This is a genomic window from uncultured Nostoc sp. (assembly GCF_937863485.1).
GTDB lineage: Bacteria > Cyanobacteriota > Cyanobacteriia > Cyanobacteriales > Nostocaceae > Nostoc.
Genome location: NZ_CALMFY010000061.1, coordinates 1 through 7,445 on the forward strand (window position 1 = coordinate 1; position 7,445 = coordinate 7,445).

At 39.3% G+C, this 7,445-nt stretch carries 6 protein-coding genes and 1 pseudogene; all 7 read right to left on the reverse strand.

Annotation, left to right across the window (positions count from 1 at the left end; genetic code table 11):
- Positions 1-161: 161 nt before the first annotated feature.
- The 7 genes and pseudogenes from Q0541_RS09120 to Q0541_RS09150 all read right to left on the reverse strand — a co-directional run bounded on the left by Q0541_RS09120 (position 162) and on the right by Q0541_RS09150 (position 6,870).
- On the reverse strand, positions 162-971 hold the full coding sequence (locus Q0541_RS09120) for a DUF3386 family protein (protein WP_298908576.1): 810 nt from the start codon (positions 969-971) through the stop codon (positions 162-164).
- Positions 972-1,726: 755 nt separating this feature from the next.
- Positions 1,727-1,894 (reverse strand): annotated as a pseudogene (locus tag Q0541_RS09125) (IS701 family transposase); the annotation flags it as partial.
- Between the two features lie 111 nt (positions 1,895-2,005).
- Positions 2,006-3,088 carry an ABC transporter ATP-binding protein gene (locus Q0541_RS09130; protein WP_298908578.1) on the reverse strand — a complete coding sequence of 361 codons (1,083 nt, stop codon included), beginning with the start codon at positions 3,086-3,088 and terminating at the stop codon, positions 2,006-2,008.
- Positions 3,085-3,783, reverse strand: a complete 699-nt coding sequence (locus Q0541_RS09135; protein ID WP_298908580.1) for an ABC transporter permease — start codon at positions 3,781-3,783, stop codon at positions 3,085-3,087. The genes Q0541_RS09130 and Q0541_RS09135 overlap by 4 nt, the downstream gene beginning before the upstream one ends.
- 337 nt (positions 3,784-4,120) lie before the next feature.
- Positions 4,121-4,339, reverse strand: coding sequence for a hypothetical protein (locus Q0541_RS09140; RefSeq protein ID WP_298908583.1), 219 nt, complete (start codon positions 4,337-4,339; stop codon positions 4,121-4,123).
- A gap of 87 nt (positions 4,340-4,426) precedes the next feature.
- Positions 4,427-5,305 (reverse strand): substrate-binding domain-containing protein, encoded by an 879-nt coding sequence (locus Q0541_RS09145; protein WP_298908585.1) that lies wholly within the window; start codon positions 5,303-5,305, stop codon positions 4,427-4,429.
- Positions 5,306-5,502: 197 nt separating this feature from the next.
- Positions 5,503-6,870, reverse strand: a complete 1,368-nt coding sequence (locus Q0541_RS09150; protein WP_366941844.1) for a substrate-binding domain-containing protein — start codon at positions 6,868-6,870, stop codon at positions 5,503-5,505.
- Positions 6,871-7,445: the final 575 nt, after the last annotated feature.

Genomic DNA, 7,445 nt, shown 5'->3' on the forward strand with positions numbered 1-7,445 from the left:
ATGATCCTTCCCTACGACTGCTGTCTATTCTCTCTTATTTCCCGACAAGTCTAATCTAGCTTTTCTCAAACCTCAGTAAAGCTTTGCACAGTTCAAAATAATAAAGTAAAACTTTTTGAATCTCACAAATAATTTATTGTATTTTATAAGTAAGAGTCCAATTAATCTTTAATATAAGGAACACTTGGTAATAGTTGTATATTACTATAGGTAAAATCTGCTGTATCAGTTAGTTTTCTTTTTTGAAAGTCTTGGGTCACTTGATGTGTTAGCACGTAGTAACCAGCAGTTTTTACATAAGTATCTTTCGACTCTTCCACTCCCATGACTTGTTTAGTCTGAGGTTGTTGGAAAGTTGATTGATATCTAATTGCTAAATAACCTTCTGATGTTTTCTCTGAGTCCAACACATCGACGCTAACGGCAGTATTCCCAAGAAGACGATTGACTTGCGTAAGTTGATTGTGAGATATTTTATACCGAGCCTCTGTTTTCTCTCCTTGCTCAAAAATCTCTGTGACTCCGGTATTATCAGTAGCAATAAGTTTAAAAGTACTATTCTTATGTTGTTCACTAAATGGAACTCGTCGGTGATGAGTAAGTATGGTCTGTAAAGAAACTTCCACGAGTTGACGTGCTTCTTCCTCATTAATACCAGTTACTTTTAAACTTATATCTGGTTTTACAAGAACGTTTCCTCGGTAGTATTTTTTGTTATGCTTTAGTTCTACTACTGCTGTATAACCTGGAAATTGAGGGTTCCAAGTGTAACGGTTTTCGTATGCTTTGCGAAAAATATCAAGTGCAGAAATATCTGGGGTTAAGGAATTACCTGTGTTATCTGACAAAAGAATGCTATTAGAGGCAAGCACTTGAGTCTTTATTTGAGTTACGAAAGCTAAACTCACTAAAGCTACACTTATAGAAAAACCTAAATGCCAGACTTTGTATTTTGATGCTTTTTTCATCATATTTACCTTAACGAGTCAAACTCTCAACTTTGTTAAATATAATGTTTTTACCACTGTACCTTTATCAAATCAATTTTTAAAAACTTTCCAATAATCTTTATTCCGCAAATTATTTAGTAGTCTCTTGAATGATATCATAAAGCATAACAGAAATATACGTATTGATGAAATTATAAATATAAATCTTTTTCCCAAACTAAAATCGGGGTTTTTGTGTAGAAAGCCTCATTGATTCAATAGCAGAAAATTACAAAATACTATAATGTCTTAAATCTTGTATTCCAGCGTCAGTGACTAAACTTATGCACTCATGCGTATAGGCATGAGTTTAGTCATTAATTTTGGAGAAGTTAAAGTAGATAGTACTTAAAGTTTCCAAAAGGGTTGTACTGGAAATAAAAATATAACCCATTTTTTACCATGTTTTATGTGGAAAGTCAACTGATCTCGAAGGAAAACCCAGAGCAAACGCATCTAAATCTTGACGAGCCTGAATCAGAGTCGGATTTAGCAAAACTCTTATCAAATAGGGATTTCAGGAAATTGTTGTTCAGGCGTAAGATTAGGAGTAGAAGTTGAAGGTGGAAGAAGTTGTAAAGGTCGAGACAATTATTGGGGTTGTAGTGTTGGCAGCGGGGTAGTCGAAGACGGTTGGATATCTTTGGAGATGACTTGTGGAATTGTCAGAGGACGTGCTGAAACCTCTGCTTTTAAAGGTCTTAGGTTTTGTACATCAGTAGGGTTTGAGACGCGCTAACCCTGGCTATCTCTGATAGCGTTTTGTGTTTAATTTCTGAAATCATTCGTACATGAAGATATTTAAACGCTTCAAAACTTCTGACTTCTGGAAACAGCTTTCTATAACATTCACAGTAATCATCTACAAATTTTATAATTTCGCCAGACTTTCTTCCCCAAAATATAGTCCAGCAAAGAGTTTACGATACTTTAACCTATTATTCTCTCATGAGAGTGATGGAAGAGCGCTATAGATCTCATCTCTTGTCTGTGCAATGCCAAATCGTCTAATTTTTCTAAACGAAATGTGCATCTGCCGCATTGAATGCTAGCTTAATCATTTGATGGGGATATACATTGCCGGATATATGATTCCGAGGCACTCTAGCGATTAAAGTTTGTTCTCCCACCTTAACCCAAATACTACAAATCCCAATACCATTTAAAACTCTTTCTATTAACCCTTCAAGAATTACTGACCAAGGTTTATGCAATATTGAAGAACTTACATCGTAAAGATTGAAAGTATCGCCAGATAAACAACATACGGTAATTGGCTTTGTGACTTCCCCAGGATATAAAAACTCTATCCCGTTTGCAAGTTTGATAAAATTTCCACGGCTACTCCGTTCTATCCGACACGGAATAATATTATCTATCCCTACCAGTCTTGCAAGCTGTTCGTTAGCTGGTCGGCGGATGATGGTTTCTAAGTTATCATCCTGTACAATACAGCCGTCAAATAAAGCGATCGCTCTATCAGCAAAATGCAGTATATCTGTAAAATTATGACTGACTAATATGACTGCTGATCCCCTAGCTTGGGCCCATTGTCTAATTTTCTCGATTATCTCGGCACGTATTCCCACATCTAAAGAGGCAGAAGGCTCATCCAAAAGTAGTAATTCTGAATTAGCAACTAACCCGCAGGCAATACAAACCCGCTTTGCTTCACCACCGGACAAAGAACGAGCTGACTGATTTGCCAGGTGTTCACAACCAAAAGTTACAAGTGCAGTATGTACCGCTTGCTTAATCTTGTGTGTTGGTGTTCCGCGAAACTTTAATACCTTGGCAACATTATTAAAAACAGTGTCATCCAGTAGTAATGTTTCCTGAAATACCAGAGCAGAACGACGACGCAACAATGTTTTATTAGTGTTGTGGACATCTTGTCCAAATAATTGCATCTCACCACGGTAAGGTTGCAAGAGATTGATTGTTCTTAACAAAGTGCTTTTACCAGAACCATTGGGGCCAATTATTGCGACAAGTTCTCCTGGACGAACTGCAAAATTTTCAATCGACAGGATCTTTTTACGTATTTTGCTATTTACACTAACCTGTCGCATATTTAGGACATACTCATTAGTACTCATAGAATTTTCCTCTCATGCTGTAGGATAGTTAGCAATACGATAACAGTGTATGTGATGATCAGGAGAATGTATGCGATTGCCATTGCAACATCATAATTTCCTTTCCCTACCTCGGTAACGATCGCTGTTGTCAAAACTCTTGTCTGTCCCTTGATATTGCCGCCCACCATCATAGATGCACCAACTTCCGAGATGACGCGACCAAAACCGGCGATCACAGCAGCCATTAATCCTAAACGTGCTTCCTTGATCAACAACAAGTTTGCTTGCCACTGTGTCGCCCCCATTGACAACAGTTGCCAGCGTAGTTTCGGATTAATACTAATAATTGCTGTAAAACTGAAGCCAACTACAATTGGAAAAGCAATGATTGCTTGGGCGACAATCATAGCTGTGGGTGTATAAATCAAATCAAGATTTCCTAACGGTCCAGACCGCCATAAAAATATACTGACCACTAAGCCGATTACAACGGGTGGCAATCCCATCCCAAAGTTAATCAAACTATTCAGAATCTGCTTGCCGGCGAAATTCACTAATGCCAGCCACATTCCTAATGGTAGCCCCAGTAAAACGCTAATAGCTGTAGCTGTTCCAGATACGAACAATGTCATTGTCATGACTTGGAAAACGTCACTATCGCCACTGATTAATAGCTCAAAAGCTTTCACAGCTCCTTCGATGATTGTATTCACAATTTATTGCCCTGACAATCTAATTGCTGCTATCAAAGCCCAGATATCTATACTCAGGTAAGTAGCAGAATATGCGGGATTAGTTGAGGTTATCTGCCTAAATGCTACACATTTGCTGCGAGATCCTATGTCTAAGCTAAAGCAGAAAGATTCGTGTTTGTGGTTAGAACTGCAATGGCTTGCAACACAATAATAAGAACACTTGCTATAAAAACCCGACTTTGCGTGCAACTACAAAAATCATCACCAAAATGATCGTCGCGCCATCTTCGAGTAGATGGCGTTTGGTAAAAAAGATTTGGGTTTACCTCCGTTGCTTAGGAAAGGCTATAGTAATTTATTTCCAGGCTTCCTCTGAATGTTTCTCGTAATCATTGTAAGCATTCACCAAACCCTTGAGTACTTCGGCTGTAGTCTCAAAAAGAGCCTGAGCCTTTGGATCTTCGATTTTACTAACATCTTCACGCAAGTGTGTAATGAGATCGTTTAACTTACCTTTGATTTTCGCTGTATGTTGTTGTGGGTTGGTTTCGGGAGAGTTTTGTTGGATAGCCATGAGCTTACTCCTGAGATAAAAAAGAATAACTTCTACTATGTTCAATTCTAAGAATACTTTGGCTCATTGTCTGATACTCAAGTTACTTTAAAAGCCATAATCTTTCTCCGTTTTACCGTCATCAACATAAAAGAGAGGTTGTTTGAACTCTTTTTTACCGTGGGCTGCAATCAGTGTCTGTCCTTCAAGAGATAAAACATAATTAATAAACGCTTTAGCTCCTGCACTATTCACTCTGGGGAATTTCTGAGAATTTACTTCCATGACATGGTAGAGATTTAACAGTTTCTTGTCTCCTTGCACCAGTATTGGCAAAGACAGGTTTTTATTTTGAAATATATATGTCGCCCGATCTGCTAAGGTATATCCCCGTTTTTGATTAGCAACTTGCAAAGTTTCTGCCATCCCTGAACCTGTTTGCTGATACCAACTACCAGATGGTGTGAGATTTGCTTGTGTCCATAAATCCTTCTCTAGCTTATTAGTACCTGAGTCATCACCCCGCGATATAAACAATGCTTGGTTTTTGGCAATCAGGGAAAATGCTTCTACAGCATTCTTTTTCCCTCGGATCTTTGCCTTGTCAACATCTGGGCCGACAATAACAAAGTCATTGTGCATTACTAAGTGCCGATTAATCACTGCACCGCCTGCCAAAACCTTGCGTTCGGCTTTAGGTGAGTTGACGAATAGCGCGTCAACTTCACCTTTTTCAGCCAGAGCCAAAGCCTGTCCGGTGCCGACTGCAACCTTTTTCAGCGTATATCCTGTTTTCTTTTCAATTGCCGGAACTAGATCATCTAGTAGCCCACTGTCCTCAATGCTGGTTGTCATCGCTACAATCACATTTTTATTCGTTGGGGACTGTGCAATAGCTGACTTTTCCTTGACCAGTATATCACTAGCTTCAGCACTCAGAATTACCAAGCAACACGCTAAACATGCAATGAAAATTCTCCGAATCATAGGAACCCCTAAAAATATAATTTACGCACTGACCAGTAATAAGCTGTTATACAAAAGCACATTGAGACAGCATAGGAGCAATCACAATTTTTTCCTCAAAGTTGAAAGCTATACCTGCGGCTTATTCGCCATCTCGCAAGGTCATGTCGTTAAGATTAATGACATGGTTGTTCACAGTGAAGTGATGATTCATAACTTTAAATATTTGCTACAACTTCTCCAGTCTTGCTAATGTCATAACCGCCGAGAATTTCTAATTGCGATCGCACTAGCCGATTTCCTAAGATATTGAGAAACTGCTGTACTGGTGATTCTTGTAAGTATTCCTTGAGAATCACTAAGTCGTATCGCGCACTATGAAGGGGAATAAATCCCAAACCAAAGGTAGCAGCTATAGATGCCGTACTGATACCTGCATCAGCGATTCCTGAGGCTACAGATAAGGCAACATCTTGATGGTTGTGAGCGATTTGGTCAAATCTTTTTATCGCCTCAAATGGCACTCGTTCTTCAAGGAGTTTCCGTTCTAAAAGCATCCGATTGCCAGAACCCACTTCATGGGTGACAATAGTTGCTCCAAATTCTATTAAGTCGGAAACTGTTTTAACTCCCCTTGGGTTTCCTGGTGGGACTAACAATCCCTCTTGCCAAACTCCAAGGGTGATTAAAACAGCACTCCTACCAGCTAAAGCTTCCCGCACAAAGGGAATGTTATGTTCCTTAGTTTGGGGATCATATAAGTGCATCCCTGCAATGTGAACTTCACTTCGGCATAAACTACCTAATGCAGGCTTGCTATGGGCAAAACGATAATGAACTCGCAGTTGCGGATGCCAGCGTTCAGTCGCTCTTGCTAACACCGAAAGCACAGGTGTACAACCAGCAATCACAACTGTCTTGTGCACTTTGTCCATATTATCCAGAAGCCGAACTAGGACTTTATTTGTACTTGTCTGGCTCTGTGCTTCACTCTTGGGGTAAAGCTCGTTCCGACGCTCACTTCTCTCTACGAGATCCTGCGCATAGCTTGCTTCCTCACTCGGGTACGTTAACGCTGCGCTATCGCTACTGCTGACGCTAATGGTAGTTTGCTTAATACTGGAGAACCCATCCACCCTAACAGGTGACGTTTCTACGTCGCTACCGCTTGCGCTAACGCCACTTCCTACAACGGGGGGAACCCCTACAAGGGGGTGGCTTACTGCAACTGTCTCACCATCAGATGGAATCATTTCGATGTGAAAAGCATCTCTGCCTAATAGGGGATAAGCTATCCATCGATCCCCAATCCGCGCTAGAATAACTTGTGATTGCCGTGGATTAGAGGTCGAATCGGCAAGAATTGCCTCAATTTTAGGTAAATCCTCCTCTGTTAGCCAGAATAAGTCCTCAACTTGGCAACCAAGTGCCTTAGCTAAACGTAAGGAAATAGTAACAGAAGGAGCACATTGTCCCGTTTCCACAGCACCAATAGTCTGACGAGTTACGCCAGCTATATTAGCTAGTTCTTGCTGACTTATGCTCAGATGATTCCTAAGTGCCTTCAGGTTATTGCAAATATTCATATCCTGCTTCATGAGGCTATATCTGTCTATTAGACATCTCCGAAAAAGAATCTCAAACCCTTATCCTGTTTAGATGAAAACCTAATTTCTGGAAATGTCCATTACAAAAAGCTGTAATAGACAAATTTAACTATCTAAGTAATAGCAAGGTCTTCTAATCTGCGTCTTTTCTAGTGGAAGTTTTATTAATGCTTTTGCAATTTTGCCTACATATTATCAATATACTTGCCAGATTTATGTTTTTGTGGGCGGGAAGTCAAGTAATTTCAGACTTTTTGTTAGTTTGTTACTGTTTTTTATTCCCTCTTAGCAAGAATACCATACGTATGGCAAAAATAATTGCTATAAATAAAAAGTTTTTTCTTTTATTTTCTTCAAAATTTTGTATTTATCAATACAGAAGTTTTCGTTAATTTATAGATAAACCATTTCAAGCCAAAATATTTTCATGCAACGTATCTATGCCTGGATGTTAATCATCAGATTTTTATTAGCGATCGCATCGGGAAGATTGATTGCTGATACAGCAGATTGCAGGTAACTGAGGTACAGTGATATCAGTACATTAACGGGTG

Coding starts and splice junctions, on each gene's coding strand:
- Q0541_RS09120 (WP_298908576.1), bottom strand. CDS start 971: ATGATGAAAAAAGCATCAAAATACAAAGTCTGGCATTTAGGTTTTTCT.
- Q0541_RS09145 (WP_298908585.1), bottom strand. CDS start 5,305: ATGATTCGGAGAATTTTCATTGCATGTTTAGCGTGTTGCTTGGTAATT.
- Q0541_RS09140 (WP_298908583.1), bottom strand. CDS start 4,339: ATGGCTATCCAACAAAACTCTCCCGAAACCAACCCACAACAACATACA.
- Q0541_RS09130 (WP_298908578.1), bottom strand. CDS start 3,088: ATGAGTACTAATGAGTATGTCCTAAATATGCGACAGGTTAGTGTAAAT.
- Q0541_RS09150 (WP_366941844.1), bottom strand. CDS start 6,870: ATGAATATTTGCAATAACCTGAAGGCACTTAGGAATCATCTGAGCATA.